Below are 13,328 nucleotides of genomic sequence, written 5' to 3'. Positions count from 1 at the left end.
ACCGACGCCGGTTTAAACCGTCCCTTCCTGCAGCGCCTGCTGGCTGCTGCCGAAGGTCAGATAGTCCATCAGTTCCGCCAGGGGCAGCGGCTTGCTGATCAGATAGCCCTGGGCCTGGTCGCAACCAAAGCCCCGCAGCAAGGCCAGCTGTTCCGCCGTCTCCACGCCTTCGGCCACCACATTCAGGTTCAGGTTATGGGCCAGGTTGATCATGGCGTGGACCAGTTTGCGGTTCTCTTCGCGCTGCTCCATGCCGCCGACAAAGCTCTTGTCCACCTTGAGCAGGGTAATGGGCAGGCTGTTGAGGTGGACGAAGGAAGAGAAGCCGGTACCGAAATCGTCCAGGGAGAAACGCACTCCCAGGCGCCCCAGGGCATCCATGGTCTGCTTCACCAGGTCACTGCGGCGCATCACTGCGGTCTCGGTCAATTCGAATTCCAGCCACTGGGCCTCGACTCCGCGTTCGGCAATCAGGCGGCTCAGGGTCGAAAGCAGTTGGCTGTCCTGGAACTGGCGGAACGACAGGTTCACCGCCATGTGCAACGGCGGCAGGCCGCGTTCGCGCAGGGCCTGCATGTCCCGCAGGGCTCGGGAAATCACCCAGTAGCCCAGGGGCACGATCAGCCCGCTCTGCTCGGCCAGGGGCACGAACTCGCTGGGCGGCAACAGGCCGCGCTCGCCATGGCGCCAGCGCACCAGGGCTTCAAGGCCCACGATCTTGCCGTCATGCAGGTTCAGCCGGGGCTGGTAGTGCAGCTCCAGTTCGTCGCGGCGCAGGGCCCGGCGCAGTTCGCTTTCCAGGTCGGCCAGGCTGCGAGCGTTGCGATTGATCCGCTCGTTGAAGATATGAAAGGTGCAGCCCTGGGTGCTCTTGGCCTGTTGCATGGCGATGTGTGCATGCCACATCAGCGGGTCGGCACCGGCATTGGCCCGGGCATGGGCAATCCCCAGGCTGCAGCCGATCAACAGGCTTTCGCCATCGACCCAATAGGGCTCGGCCATGGCTTCGGTGATGCGCTCGGCCATCCACTCGGCCCGCTGTGGAGCGCGGCGGGTGTCGATGAGCAAGGCAAACTCATCACTGCCCAGGCGGGCCAGTTGATCGCCGGCCTCAAGCTGGCTTTTCAGGCGCGAGACCACCTGCAGGATCAGCCGGTCGCCGGCCTGGTGGCCCAGGGCGTCGTTGGCGTGGCGGAAATTGTCCAGGTCGAGATGGCCCAGGGCCAGGCCACGGCCTTCGTTTTCCGCCAGGCGCGCGGCCAGCAAGGTCTGGAACCCCTGGCGGTTGGCGATGCCGGTCAGGGGGTCCTGCTCTGCCAGGCGCTGCAGGGTGTTTTCCAGCAGGCCGCGCTCACGTACATGGCGCAGGCAACGGCGCAGGGCATCGGTACTCAGGCAGGAACTCACCAGCCAGTCGCTGACGCCTACAGGGGCTACGGGCGGTTCCTGGTCCAGCAGCAACACGGTGGGCAGGCTGCAACGCCCGGGGCCGGGCTGCAAATGAGGAAGGGTCAACAGGACCGCGTTGCGGTCGTCTTCAAACAAACGGCTGACAGACTCCCAGCTGGGAGCACTGATCAATACCACCGAGTCTCCCAACGGAGCGACACACTCGCGCAACAACGCTGTCCACACCGGCTCTTCAGCCAGTAGCAGCAAACGCAAGGGTTCGACAGGCTTAGACAAGCTAGCTCCCTAGACTCTGCAAATTAAGTTGGCGGCGGGCATTATGGCGCGCAAATAAACAATAACAATTGATATTGATTATCATACGCAATTTCTTGTACCGCTCTAACTCGAACATTAGACGCATATTCAGCGCGCATCCTGAGGGAAAGTATCAAAACCGGCAAATTTAGATCGCGTTGTGCGTCACAAGTCGGACAGAGGCAGCAGAATCCGTCCAGCCTGTTAAAATGCCCGCCCTTTTCGTAACCGATCCCTTTTTACCGTCATGTCCCGACTCAATCCCCGGCAGCAAGAAGCCGTGAACTATGTCGGCGGCCCTCTTTTGGTGCTCGCCGGCGCAGGCTCCGGCAAGACCAGCGTGATCACCCGCAAGATCGCGCACCTGATCCAGAATTGCGGCATCCGCGCTCAGTACATTGTCGCCATGACCTTTACCAACAAGGCCGCGCGGGAAATGAAGGAGCGGGTCGGCACCCTGCTGCGCAGTGGCGAAGGCCGTGGCCTGACGGTCTCGACCTTCCACAACCTGGGCCTGAACATCATCCGCAAGGAGCATGTGCGGCTGGGCTACAAGCCGGGCTTCTCGATCTTTGACGAGACTGACGTCAAGGCCCTGATGACCGACATCATGCAGAAGGAGTATTCCGGGGACGACGGCGTCGACGAGATCAAGAACATGATCGGCTCGTGGAAGAACGACCTGATCCTGCCCGCCGAGGCCCTGGAAAACGCCCGCAACCCCAAGGAACAGACCGCCGCCATCGTCTACACCCACTACCAGCGCACGCTCAAGGCGTTCAACGCAGTGGACTTCGACGACCTGATCCTGCTGCCGGTGAAGCTGTTCGAAGAGCACGCCGACATCCTGGAGAAATGGCAGAACAAGGTGCGCTACCTGCTGGTGGACGAATACCAGGACACCAACGCCAGCCAGTACCTGCTGGTGAAGATGCTGATCGGCAAGCGCAACCAGTTCACCGTGGTGGGCGACGATGACCAGTCGATCTACGCCTGGCGCGGCGCACGCCCGGAAAACCTGATGCTGCTCAAGGACGACTACCCGTCCCTGAAAGTGGTGATGCTGGAGCAGAACTACCGCTCCACCAGCCGTATCCTGCGCTGCGCCAACGTGCTGATCTCCAACAACCCCCACGAATTCGAAAAGCAGCTGTGGAGCGAGATGGGCCACGGCGACGAGATCCGCGTGATCCGCTGCCGCAACGAAGATGCCGAGGCCGAACGGGTGGCCATGGAAATCCTCAGCCTGCACCTGCGCACCGACCGCCCCTACAGCGACTTCGCCATTCTTTACCGGGGTAACTACCAGGCCAAGCTGATCGAACTGAAGCTGCAGCACCACCAGGTGCCCTATCGCCTGTCCGGCGGTAACAGCTTCTTCGGACGCCAGGAAGTAAAGGATCTGATGGCCTACTTCCGCCTGATCGTGAACCCGGATGACGACAACGCCTTCCTCCGGGTGATCAACGTGCCGCGCCGGGAAATCGGTTCCACGACCCTGGAAAAACTCGGCAACTACGCCACCGAACGCAAGATCTCGATGTACGCCGCCACCGACGAAATCGGCCTGGGCGAACATCTGGACAGCCGTTTCACCGACCGCCTGGCGCGCTTCAAGCGCTTCATGGACCGGGTCCGCGAACAGTGCGCCGGCGAAGACCCGATTTCCGCCCTGCGCAGCATGGTCATGGACATCGACTACGAGAACTGGCTGCGCACCAACAGCTCCAGCGACAAGGCGGCGGACTACCGGATGGGCAACGTCTGGTTCCTGATCGAGGCCTTGAAGAACACCCTGGAAAAAGACGAAGACGGCGAGATGACCGTCGAAGACGCCATCGGCAAGCTGGTCCTGCGCGACATGCTGGAACGTCAGCAGGAAGAGGAAGACGGCGCCGAGGGCGTGCAGATGATGACCTTGCATGCCTCCAAGGGTCTGGAGTTTCCCTACGTGTTCATCATGGGCATGGAAGAGGAAATCCTCCCGCACCGCTCCAGTATCGAAGCCGATACCATCGAGGAAGAACGACGCCTGGCCTATGTGGGCATTACCCGCGCGCGTCAGACCCTGGCCTTTACCTTTGCGGCCAAGCGCAAGCAGTACGGTGAAATCATCGACTGCGCGCCAAGCCGCTTCCTCGATGAGCTGCCCCCGGACGATCTGGCCTGGGAAGGCAACGACGACACCCCGACCGAAGTGAAGGCCGTTCGCGGCAATAGCGCCTTGGCGGATATACGCGCGATGTTAAAGCGTTAAAATCGACTATTTTTTAACAGACCTTTGGCCCAGACGTGGCCAGTAGAGGAAGCTCCGTGGAAGCACTGCACAAGAAAATTCGCGAAGAAGGCATCGTGCTTTCCGATCAAGTACTGAAGGTCGACGCCTTTCTGAACCATCAGATCGACCCGCAGTTGATGAAGTTGATCGGCGACGAATTCGCCACGCTGTTCAAGGATTCGGGCATCACCAAGATCGTCACCATCGAAGCCTCAGGGATAGCCCCGGCGATCATGACCGGTCTGAACCTGGGCGTGCCGGTGATCTTCGCCCGCAAGCACCAGTCCCTGACCCTGACCGAGAACCTGCTGTCGGCCACCGTGTACTCCTTCACCAAGCAGGTGGAAAGCACCGTCGCCATTTCCCCGCGGCACCTGACCAGCAGCGACCGCGTGCTGATCATCGACGACTTCCTGGCCAACGGTAAGGCGTCCCAGGCACTGATCTCGATCATCAAGCAGGCCGGCGCCACCGTGGCCGGCCTGGGCATCGTCATCGAGAAGTCGTTCCAGGGCGGCCGTGCCGAACTGGACTCCCAGGGCTACCGCGTGGAATCCCTGGCCCGGGTCAAATCCCTGGCCGGCGGCGTGGTCACCTTCATCGAGTAACCCCGCCCGCCAGAGCAACAGATTTGTGTAGGAACTGGCTTGCCAGCGAAGACGCCCTTGAGAGCAAGGCCCATTCGCCGGCAAGCCGCCTCCTACGACAAGGTGGGGGCCGTGGCCTGCAGACCCGCCAGCAGGAACCGCTGGTACAGGTCTTCACGCAGGCCTTCGGGTTTCTCCAGCCCCATGCGCTCCAAGTGCTCGGCAAACGCCGCGGGCTCCGGTGCGTCGAGTGCCGCCTTGCCCAGCTCGAGGATCTCGCTGAGCTTGAACTTGCTCTTGAGCCAGTTCAGCGCCCGCAGCAGGTCGCGCTCCTGGGCGCTGAAATCACTGCCCAGCGGATACTCCGGGAACAGGTGACGATGACGCGCCTGAATGTTCTGCAAACGCTGTGGGCTGTTGTCGGCAAAACGCGGTTCCAGACGAAAGTCCTTCGCCAGCTTGCCGGCTTTCTGTGCCTGCTCGATCAATCCGGCCTGGAAGCGTGAATCGCTGATATTGAGCAACGCCTCGATCACCTTGGCGTCCGTCTTGCCCCGCAGATCGGCGATGCCGTACTCGGTGATCACGATGTCCCGCAGGTGACGGGGGATGGTGCAGTGGCCGTATTCCCAGACAATGTTGGAGCTCACCTCCCCCGCCGACTCGCGCCAGCTGCGCAGGATCAGCACCGAGCGGGCATCCGCCAGGGCATGGCCCTGGGCGACGAAGTTGTATTGCCCGCCCACCCCGCTCAGCACGCGCCCGCCCTGCAACTGGTCGGACACCGCCGCCCCCATCAGGGTCATGGTGAAGGCGCTGTTGATAAAGCGCGCATCCCGGCGTTGCAGACGCTTGAGCTCCTCATGGCCATACAGCTCGTTGATGTAGCTGATGGCGGTCATGTTGAACTGCGCCAGCCTGCTCTTGGGCAGCTCCCGCAGGCGCTGATAGAAGCTGCGCGGGCCAAGGAAGAAACCGCCATGGATCGAGACCCCGCCGACAGCCGAATCCGGATCCAGGGTGCCGGCATTGGCTTGCTCTTGCAGCGCCACGGTCGGGTACACCTTGCGCCGCACGATGCCCGCGTCGGCCAGGGCCAGCAGGCCGTTGACGAACATTTCGCTGCAGCCGTAGAGCCCCTGGGCAAAGGGCTCGATACCCCCTTCGCGATCGATCAGCGGCTGCCAGTAATCCACCTGCAGGTCTGCCAGCAGTGCGCGGTAGCCCTCGTTGTCCGCCTGCCGTGCGAGCAAGGCCGCGGTCAGCGCATCGCCCATGGAGCCAATGCCGATCTGCAGGGTGCCGCCGTCGCGCACCAAGGTGCTGGCGTGCAGGCCTATGCAATGGTCCTGGATGCCCACGGGCATGTTCGGCGTGGAGAACAACGTACTGCGTTCCTCTTCGTCGATCAGCAGGTCGAGGTCCGCGGCATCGATTTCCGAGTCACCCGGCATATAGGGCAGGTCGCTGTGGACCTGGCCGAGGATCAGGATGGTTTCCCCCTGCGCCCGGCGCTTGGCAATCATCGGCAACATGTCGAGGGTGATGTCCGGGTTGCAGCTCAGGCTCAGGCGTCCCGGGTCTCGCGGGTCCCTGGCCAGCAGTTGCGCCACCAGGTTCAGACCGGCTGCGTTGATGTCCCGGGCGGCATGGCTGTAGTTGCTGCTGACGTAGTCCTGCTGCGCCGGGGCACTGTGCAGGAGGCTGCCGGGCTGCATGAAGAACTGCTCGACGCGAATGTTCGCCGGCAGGCTGTCGCGATGCAGGTCAGCGAGAAAATCCAGCTCCGGGTAGTCACCGAATACCCGTTCGACGAAGGGTTCGAGAAAGCGCTTCTGCAAACCGTCGCCCAGGGCCGGCCGGCCCAGGCTCAAAGCGGTGTAGATTGTCAGCTGGCGTTCCGGCATCCCGGCGATGCGCCGGTACAGGGCATTGGCGAAACGATTGGGTTTACCCAGCCCCAGGGGCATGCCCATGTGAATGTGTTGCGGCAAACGCGCGAGCACTTCATCCACCGCATGCTCGATAGAACAGGATTGCAGCATCTGACCCTCCGGGGACCGTCCATGAATTGAGGTTGGACCGAGCTTGCCGGGAGTTTGCTGCATTGACCAGTACACAGGGCAAATTACGCCCACAAAAAAGCCGCTCGTAAGCGGCTTTTTCGCTGAAGATGGCGGCTTATTTCAGGCCGGACATCTTCTGGATTGCACCTTTGAGCTCGTCATCGGAGCAATCGGCGCAAGTGCCTTTAGGCGGCATTGCGTTGATCCCGGTGATGGCCTTGGCCAGGATGCCGTCGAGGCCGCCCTGGTGATCGGCGCGCTCTTTCCAGGCTGCGGTGTCACCGATTTTCGGTGCGCCCAACAGGCCGGTGCCGTGGCAAGCGTTGCAGTGCTTGGCGATCACGTCATCCGGGGATTTCGCGCCACCGCCACCGCCCGCAGAGGCGGCCACTTCCATACCCTTGCATTCCTGCCCCTGGACGCAGACCTGGCCGACAGGCTCAAGACGCTTGGCAATATCATCATTAGTCGCAGCTTGAGCGCTGACTGCCCAAAGGGCCAATACGGTTGCTGGTGCGGCCAGCATTTTCATAATTAGGTTCACGCGTACACCCTCAATGGTGGCTAGTCACGCCTGCGGCCACGGTTTCGCAGGCGGGCGAAAGTATAACGGTTAGCCCGCCACACTGAAACAACCCCAAAGTCGAAGGGGTCTTATTCGCGGCAAAATGTCGCTGGGGGCCTCTCTGCAAGCCTTGCAGGACGCCTCTTGATCTAGAAGTTCGCCGGAGTGGCTGCGCTGATTAGCCGCGCCGGAACATCGAACGGATTACGGAAACGGTGCGGCTTCGTACTCTCAAAGTAGTAGCTGTCGCCGGCTTCGAGGACAAATGTTTCAAGCCCTACCACCAGTTCCAGGCGCCCCTCGAGGAGAATCCCGGTTTCCTCGCCGTCGTGGGTGAGCATCTCTTCACCGGTATCGGCACCCGGCGGGTAGATCTCGTTGAGGAAGGCAATGGCGCGGCTCGGATGAGCCCGGCCCACCAGCTTCATGGTCACCGCACCATCGGAGATATCGATCAGTTCGTGGGCCTTGTAGACGATCTGAGAAGGCGTTTCCTGGAGAATTTCCTCGGAAAAGAACTCCACCATGGACATGGGAATGCCGCCCAGCACCTTGCGCAGCGAGCTGATCGAGGGGCTGACGCTGTTCTTTTCGATCATTGAAATGGTGCTATTGGTGACGCCCGCACGCTTGGCGAGTTCACGCTGGGAAAGACCTTTCAGTTTACGGATGGATTGCAGTCGTTCACCGACGTCCAATGCGGCAGCCTCCTAGGCGGGAATCAGGCGTTGTTGTAATTGAGCGTTATCATGGCGACAGCGTTCAGTATTTACAACACTTGCTCCCGATTCCCCCCGGGAAGGCGACTTTCGGTACAGCCCACGGAATCTCAGCCTTCGCAGTACACCAACGGCACCCGGCGCAGGTTGCAGAACAGCTGATAAGGGATGGTATCGGCGGCCTGCGCAACATCGCTGGCGAGGATGTTCTTGCCCCACAACTCCACGGTCGAACCAAGACCGGCCTGGGGCACGTCCGTCAGGTCGACACACAGCATGTCCATGGACACCCGGCCCAGCAGGCGGCTGCGCTGGCCGGCCACCAGTACCGGCGTACCAGTAGGCGCATGGCGCGGATAACCGTCGGCATACCCCATGGCCACCACGCCGATGCGCATTGGCCTGTCGGTGATGAACCTGGCGCCGTAGCCCACCGGCTCGCCGGCCGGCAGTTCACGCACGCAGATCACCTTGGACTCCAGGGTCATTACCGGCTGCAAGCGCGCGGCAACCGAGTTGTTTTCTTCGAACGGCGTCGAACCGTAGAGCATGATGCCCGGGCGTACCCAATCGCTAGGGACGCTGGGCCAGCCCATGACCGCCGGCGAATTGCGCAGGCTGATTTCCGCTCCGAGGCCCTGGCGAGCCGCTTCGAATATCGCCACCTGCTCGCTGCTACGCGGGCAGTCCAGTTCATCGGCGCGGGCAAAGTGGCTCATCAGCACGATCTTCTCGACCTTGCCGCTGGCCTGCAGGCGCTGATACGCCGCCTGGTAATCCTTGGGATGCAGGCCGACCCTATGCATGCCCGAGTCCAGCTTGAGCCAGACCGTCAGTGGCTTGGCCACGGCCGCCTGCTCGATGGCTTCGAGTTGCCACAGCGAATGCACCACGCACCAGAAATCATGCTCGACGATCAGCGCCAGCTCGGATGCTTCGAAAAAACCTTCCAGCAGCAGCACCGGCGCACGAATGCCCGCGGCGCGCAGCTCCAGGGCTTCTTCGATGCAGGCCACGGCGAAACCGTCGGCCTCGCCTTCCAGCGCCTGGGCGCAGCGCACCGCGCCATGGCCGTAGGCATCGGCCTTGATCACCGCGAGAGCACGAACTCCCGAGGTTTCACGGGCCAGTTGGTAGTTGTGACGCAGGGCTTGGAGATCGATCAGGGCACGGGCAGGGCGCATGGCGGCAGACTTCTAGGCGGTCATGGGGAATAAAAAACCGGTGCTGGATAACGGCGAGCCGCCACCGGCACCGGGAGAGGGATCTTGTCGTTTAAGGCAGAGCGGCCACTACGGACAGCTCGACCAGGATTTCCGGTTCGCACAGCTTGGCTTCGACCGTGGCCCGGGCCGGCGCCACGCCTTTTGGCAGCCACTGGTCCCAGACACTGTTCATGCCAGCGAAGTGGGCATCGATGTCCTTCAGGTAGATGGTCACCGACAGCAGCTTGCTCTTGTCGGTACCGGCCAGGTCCAGCAGGCGTTCGATGTTGGCCAGGGTCTCGCGGGTCTGCTGTTCGATCCCGGCCTGCATGTCATCGCCGACTTGCCCGGACAGATACACCGTACCGCCGTGGACAACAATCTGGCTCATGCGCTCATTGGTGAGCTGGCGCTGGATTGACATGTTTAGCTGACTCCTGAGGGTTACCGTAACGGGAAATATCGAGGCCTTCGGCGCTGATCTGCGGCTTTTTCTTGGCCATCAGGTCCGCCAGCAGGCGACCGGAACCGCAAGCCATGGTCCAGCCGAGCGTACCGTGGCCAGTGTTCAAGAACAGGTTGCGGAACGGCGTGGCGCCCACAATCGGCGTGCCATCCGGGGTAGTGGGACGCAGCCCGGTCCAGAAACTGGCCTGGGACAGGTCGCCGCCCTGAGGATAGAGATCGTTGACGATCATCTCCAGCGTTTCACGCCGGCGCGGATTGAGCGAGAGGTCAAAACCGGCTATCTCCGCCATGCCGCCGACCCGGATCCGGTTGTCGAAACGGGTGATCGCAACCTTGTAGGTTTCGTCGAGGATGGTGGAAGTCGGGGCCATGGCCGGGTTGGTGATCGGCACGGTCAGGGAGTAACCCTTGAGCGGGTACACCGGCGCCTTGATGCCCAGCGGCTTGAGCAATTGCGGCGAGTAGCTGCCCAGGGCCAGCACATAGCGGTCGGCGGTTTCCAGCTTGCCGTCGATCCACACGCCGTTGATCCGGTCACCGGCAAAGTCGATGCGCTGGATGTCCTGGCCGAAGCGGAATTCCACACCCAGCTTGCTGGCCATTTCCGCCAGGCGCGTGGTGAAGATCTGGCAGTCGCCAGTCTGGTCGTTGGGCAGGCGCAGGGCACCGGCGAGGATGTCAGTGACGTTGGCCAGGGCCGGCTCGACCCGGGCGATGCCTTCGCGGTCCAGCAGTTCGAACGGCACGCCGGATTCCTTGAGCACGGCGATGTCTTTCGCCGCGCCGTCCAGCTGCGCCTGGGTGCGGAACAGCTGGGTAGTGCCCAGGCTGCGGCCTTCGTAGGCAATGCCGGTTTCCGCTCGCAACTCGTCGAGGCAGTCACGGCTGTATTCGGACAGGCGCACCATGCGTTCCTTGTTCACCGCATAGCGGCTGGCGGTGCAGTTGCGCAGCATCTGTGCCATCCACAGGTACTGGTCGATGTCGGCCGTGGCCTTGATCGCCAGTGGCGCGTGGCGCTGCAGCAGCCATTTGATGGCTTTGAGCGGTACACCCGGAGCGGCCCAGGGCGACGCATAGCCAGGCGAGACCTGGCCGGCGTTGGCGAAGCTGGTTTCCATGGCGGCGGCCGGCTGACGGTCCACTACGGTCACTTCAAATCCGGCTCGAGCCAGATAATAGGCACTGGTGGTTCCGATAACGCCACTGCCCAAGACCAGAACGCGCATTTTCATATCCTCATCGCGGCTTGACCGCTGACGTTTGTTATTCAGAGCAAAGATGGGCGCAGTGTAAGAAACATTGAGCAGTGATTTTCACTATATAACCGCCTATATTTGGCGAGAATTCTCGGCGATATTGCTTTTCACGGAGGGGCATCCCCTATGCGCACCAACCATCAGACCCGTCGGGCCCTGGACAAGATCGATCGCAATATCTTGCGGATACTCCAGGCCGACGGACGCATTTCCTTCACCGAGCTGGGGGAGCGAGTGGGCCTCTCCACCACCCCCTGCACCGAGCGCGTGCGCCGCCTGGAGCGCGAAGGGATCATCATGGGCTACAACGCGCGGCTCAATCCGCAGCACCTCAAGGGCAGCCTGCTGGTGTTCGTCGAGATAAGCCTGGACTACAAGTCCGGCGATACCTTCGAGGAGTTTCGCCGGGCGGTGCTGAAGCTGCCCCACGTGCTGGAGTGCCACCTGGTGTCCGGCGACTTCGACTATCTGGTCAAGGCGCGGATCTCGGAAATGGCGTCCTACCGCAAGTTGCTGGGGGACATCCTGCTCAAGCTGCCCCACGTGCGCGAGTCCAAGAGCTACATCGTCATGGAAGAGGTGAAGGAGAGCCTGAGCCTGCCGATTCCGGATTGAAGCGAGAGGGTGCAGCCTTCGCCGGCAAGCCGGGGTGCTCGGGGCTAGACCAGGACCTGGCGAGTGCTGGCCATGTAGTCGTGGATCTGTTTTTCGACCCGGGGGTGGATCATCTCCACCGGGCGCCGGCCGTTGGGGCAAGGCAGGCTCGGCGTGGTGCCGAACAGGCGGCAGATCAGCGGACGCTCGTCATACACGGTGCAACCGTTGGGCCCCAGGTGCACGCAGTTGAGCTCGTCCATGGCAGCTTCCTGCTCGGCAGCGGTCTTGCGCGGCAGGCGAGACATTTCCTCCGGCGAGGTGGTCACCGGGCCGCAGCAGTCGTGGCAGCCGGGAACGCACTCGAAAGAGGGAATCTGCTGACGCAGGCTGCGGACGATTTGACGGTTACAGCTCATGAAAAAGACTACCGGGGCATGAATAACCGTGAATTCTGCCCTAAATGCCTGGCGGCAGACAGGACCGGGCGTCCTGCGGTTGCCCCGGCGCAAAGGCCCGACTTATGCTCCGCGCATTTTTACCGACACCATCATCAGGACGCATCCCATGCCCGCCAGCCTTCAGCACGCCGCTTCCTACTATGCCGCCAGCAGCCTGCCGCAACCTGACTACCCAGCGTTGGCGGGCGATCTGACAGCCGATGTGTGCGTGGTCGGGGGCGGTTTTTCCGGGCTCAACACCGCGCTGGAACTGGCCGAGCGTGGCCTCAGCGTGGTCCTGCTGGAGGCGCACAAGATCGGCTGGGGCGCCAGCGGGCGCAATGGCGGGCAGTTGATTCGCGGCGTCGGCCACGGCCTCGACCAGTTCACCAAGGTGATAGGCGAGGACGGAGTGCGGCAGATGAAGCTCATGGGGCTGGAGGCGGTGGAGATCGTCCGCCAACGCATCGAGCGTTTCCAGATCCCTTGCGACCTGACCTGGGGCTACTGCGACCTGGCCAACAAGCCGGCCGACCTTGCCGGCTTCGCCGAAGACGCCGAGGAACTGCGCAGCCTCGGCTATCGCCACCAGACCCGGCTGCTGCAGGCCGATGAAATGCACAGCGTGGTGGGTTCCAAGCGCTATGTTGGCGGCTTGATCGACATGGGTTCGGGCCACCTGCACCCGCTGAACCTGGCCCTGGGCGAAGCCCGGGCGGCGCAGCAACTGGGGGTGCAACTGTTCGAGCACTCTGCGGTGACCCGCATCGACTACGGCCCCGAGGTCAAGGTCCACAGCAGTCGCGGCACCGTCCGGGCCAAGACCCTGGTGCTGGGCTGCAACGCCTACCTCAACGATCTCAATCCGGAGTTGGGGGGCAAGGTGCTTCCGGCCGGCAGCTACATCATCGCCACCGAACCCTTGAGCCCGGCCCTGGCCCAGGAACTGCTGCCGCAGAACATGGCGGTCTGCGACCAGCGCGTGGCCCTGGACTACTACCGCCTTTCGGCTGACCGGCGCCTGCTGTTCGGGGGTGCCTGTCATTATTCGGGGCGTGACCCCAAGGACATCGCCGCCTACATGCGGCCGAAGATGCTGGAAGTGTTCCCGCAACTGGCCGCAGTGAAGATCGACTACCAGTGGGGCGGCATGATCGGCATCGGCGCCAACCGCCTGCCGCAGATCGGCCGGCTCAAGGACCAGCCCAATGTGTATTACGCCCAGGCCTATTCGGGCCACGGCCTGAATGCCACGCACCTGGCGGGCAAGCTGCTGGGCGAGGCCATCAGCGGCCAGCACGGCGGCGGTTTCGATCTGTTCGCCAAGGTGCCGCACATCACCTTCCCGGGCGGCAAGCATCTGCGCTCGCCGCTGCTGGCCCTGGGCATGCTCTGGCACCGCTTGAAGGAACTGCTCTGACCCTCCCCGTGACTGCGCGG

At 62.5% G+C, this 13,328-nt stretch carries 12 protein-coding genes; 4 read left to right on the top strand and 8 right to left on the bottom strand.

Features of this window, described 5'->3' with window-relative positions; translation table 11 throughout:
* Window positions 1-12 precede the first annotated feature (12 nt).
* The gene (locus AC07R1_RS12130; protein WP_011064201.1) at window positions 13-1,686 is read right to left on the bottom strand and encodes a putative bifunctional diguanylate cyclase/phosphodiesterase; all 1,674 of its coding nucleotides are present in this window, start codon (window positions 1,684-1,686) and stop codon (window positions 13-15) included.
* 268 nt (window positions 1,687-1,954) lie between these two features.
* Between AC07R1_RS12130 and rep the strand changes: the two genes are divergently transcribed.
* Together rep and AC07R1_RS12120 are read left to right on the top strand one after the other, a co-directional pair.
* Entirely contained in the window at window positions 1,955-3,964 is a 2,010-nt protein-coding gene (rep, locus tag AC07R1_RS12125; RefSeq protein WP_011064202.1) for a DNA helicase Rep, read from the top strand.
* Between the two features lie 56 nt (window positions 3,965-4,020).
* The gene (locus AC07R1_RS12120) at window positions 4,021-4,593 is read left to right on the top strand and encodes a xanthine phosphoribosyltransferase (protein ID WP_011064203.1); all 573 of its coding nucleotides are present in this window, start codon (window positions 4,021-4,023) and stop codon (window positions 4,591-4,593) included.
* 92 nt (window positions 4,594-4,685) lie between these two features.
* Here the strand turns inward: AC07R1_RS12120 and AC07R1_RS12115 are convergent, their stop codons facing one another.
* The 6 genes from AC07R1_RS12115 to dadA form a co-directional block, all read right to left on the bottom strand.
* Entirely contained in the window at window positions 4,686-6,617 is a 1,932-nt protein-coding gene (locus AC07R1_RS12115) for an acetyl-CoA hydrolase/transferase C-terminal domain-containing protein (RefSeq protein ID WP_495110558.1), read from the bottom strand.
* Window positions 6,618-6,753: 136 nt separating this feature from the next.
* The gene (locus tag AC07R1_RS12110) at window positions 6,754-7,170 is read right to left on the bottom strand and encodes a c-type cytochrome (RefSeq protein ID WP_011064205.1); all 417 of its coding nucleotides are present in this window, start codon (window positions 7,168-7,170) and stop codon (window positions 6,754-6,756) included.
* Window positions 7,171-7,352: 182 nt separating this feature from the next.
* On the bottom strand, window positions 7,353-7,901 hold the full coding sequence (locus tag AC07R1_RS12105; RefSeq protein ID WP_015637462.1) for a cupin domain-containing protein: 549 nt from the start codon (window positions 7,899-7,901) through the stop codon (window positions 7,353-7,355).
* A gap of 131 nt (window positions 7,902-8,032) precedes the next feature.
* On the bottom strand, window positions 8,033-9,106 hold the full coding sequence (gene alr / locus AC07R1_RS12100; protein ID WP_053154539.1) for an alanine racemase: 1,074 nt from the start codon (window positions 9,104-9,106) through the stop codon (window positions 8,033-8,035).
* A gap of 91 nt (window positions 9,107-9,197) precedes the next feature.
* On the bottom strand, window positions 9,198-9,551 hold the full coding sequence (locus tag AC07R1_RS12095; RefSeq protein WP_011064208.1) for a RidA family protein: 354 nt from the start codon (window positions 9,549-9,551) through the stop codon (window positions 9,198-9,200).
* Window positions 9,523-10,824 (bottom strand): D-amino acid dehydrogenase, encoded by a 1,302-nt coding sequence (gene dadA / locus AC07R1_RS12090; protein ID WP_011064209.1) that lies wholly within the window; start codon window positions 10,822-10,824, stop codon window positions 9,523-9,525. The genes AC07R1_RS12095 and dadA overlap by 29 nt, the downstream gene beginning before the upstream one ends.
* Window positions 10,825-10,980: 156 nt before the next feature.
* Here dadA and AC07R1_RS12085 point away from each other — a divergent pair, with 156 nt between their 5' ends.
* Window positions 10,981-11,469, top strand: a complete 489-nt coding sequence (locus tag AC07R1_RS12085; RefSeq protein WP_011064210.1) for an Lrp/AsnC ligand binding domain-containing protein — start codon at window positions 10,981-10,983, stop codon at window positions 11,467-11,469.
* Between the two features lie 44 nt (window positions 11,470-11,513).
* Here the strand turns inward: AC07R1_RS12085 and AC07R1_RS12080 are convergent, their stop codons facing one another.
* The gene (locus tag AC07R1_RS12080; protein ID WP_011064211.1) at window positions 11,514-11,867 is read right to left on the bottom strand and encodes a YkgJ family cysteine cluster protein; all 354 of its coding nucleotides are present in this window, start codon (window positions 11,865-11,867) and stop codon (window positions 11,514-11,516) included.
* A gap of 148 nt (window positions 11,868-12,015) precedes the next feature.
* Here AC07R1_RS12080 and AC07R1_RS12075 point away from each other — a divergent pair, with 148 nt between their 5' ends.
* Window positions 12,016-13,308, top strand: a complete 1,293-nt coding sequence (locus tag AC07R1_RS12075; RefSeq protein ID WP_011064212.1) for an NAD(P)/FAD-dependent oxidoreductase — start codon at window positions 12,016-12,018, stop codon at window positions 13,306-13,308.
* Window positions 13,309-13,328 lie beyond the last annotated feature (20 nt).

It is taken from the genome of Pseudomonas sp. GW821-FHT07F01 (genome assembly GCF_059418825.1).
Note: the sequence above shows the minus strand (reverse complement) of the source record. Positions and strands in the feature narration are given on the sequence as shown.

Excerpts from the sequence above, each read along its gene's own strand:
- rep (WP_011064202.1), top strand. The coding sequence starts at position 1,955 with ATGTCCCGACTCAATCCCCGGCAGCAAGAAGCCGTGAACTATGTCGGC.
- AC07R1_RS12115 (WP_495110558.1), bottom strand. The coding sequence starts at position 6,617 with ATGCTGCAATCCTGTTCTATCGAGCATGCGGTGGATGAAGTGCTCGCG.
- AC07R1_RS12110 (WP_011064205.1), bottom strand. The coding sequence starts at position 7,170 with ATGAAAATGCTGGCCGCACCAGCAACCGTATTGGCCCTTTGGGCAGTC.
- alr (WP_053154539.1), bottom strand. The coding sequence starts at position 9,106 with ATGCGCCCTGCCCGTGCCCTGATCGATCTCCAAGCCCTGCGTCACAAC.
- AC07R1_RS12095 (WP_011064208.1), bottom strand. The coding sequence starts at position 9,551 with ATGTCAATCCAGCGCCAGCTCACCAATGAGCGCATGAGCCAGATTGTT.
- dadA (WP_011064209.1), bottom strand. The coding sequence starts at position 10,824 with ATGCGCGTTCTGGTCTTGGGCAGTGGCGTTATCGGAACCACCAGTGCC.
- AC07R1_RS12085 (WP_011064210.1), top strand. The coding sequence starts at position 10,981 with ATGCGCACCAACCATCAGACCCGTCGGGCCCTGGACAAGATCGATCGC.
- AC07R1_RS12080 (WP_011064211.1), bottom strand. The coding sequence starts at position 11,867 with ATGAGCTGTAACCGTCAAATCGTCCGCAGCCTGCGTCAGCAGATTCCC.
- AC07R1_RS12075 (WP_011064212.1), top strand. The coding sequence starts at position 12,016 with ATGCCCGCCAGCCTTCAGCACGCCGCTTCCTACTATGCCGCCAGCAGC.